Origin of the sequence: Streptomyces sp. NP160, from assembly GCF_006335115.1 — a bacterium.
In the GTDB taxonomy this organism is placed as follows: Bacteria; Actinomycetota; Actinomycetes; order Actinomycetales; family Quadrisphaeraceae; genus Quadrisphaera.
Map to the genome: position 1 here is coordinate 1 of NZ_VDMJ01000091.1, position 367 is coordinate 367.

1 protein-coding gene is annotated in these 367 nt (G+C 70.0%); it reads right to left on the minus strand.

Translation table 11 applies throughout. From position 1 onward, the window contains the following. Positions 1–367 (minus strand): alpha-hydroxy-acid oxidizing protein (locus tag FHN55_RS22040; RefSeq protein WP_139714548.1); only part of this gene is annotated, 367 nt, incomplete at both ends.

The window sequence follows — 367 nt, forward strand, 5'->3', positions numbered from 1 at the left end:
GGCGAGCTTGCCGGGCCACATGTCCCGGATGACCGTCAGGTCGGCGAAGGAGATGGTGGGGTCCATGGCCATGTCCAGCAGGTCCCCGACGGTGCCGCCGGTGGCGGTCAGGGAGGCGAACTCCAGCTTGGGGGTGGTCAGGAAGTCGTACCACCACCAGGGGCGGGTGGCGGCGTCCAGGACGGTGGGCAGGGTCAGCTGGGGTGGGATGGAGAAGCCGTTGCGCTTGTCGCGCAGGCGGGCTCCGGCCACGGGGGTGTCCACGGTGAAGAAGAGGGTGTCGAAGCCGGCGGCGGCGGCGCGTTGGACCAGGGCGTAGGAGATCTCGCGCTGGCGCATGAGGTAGAGCTGGAACCAGTTGCGGCCG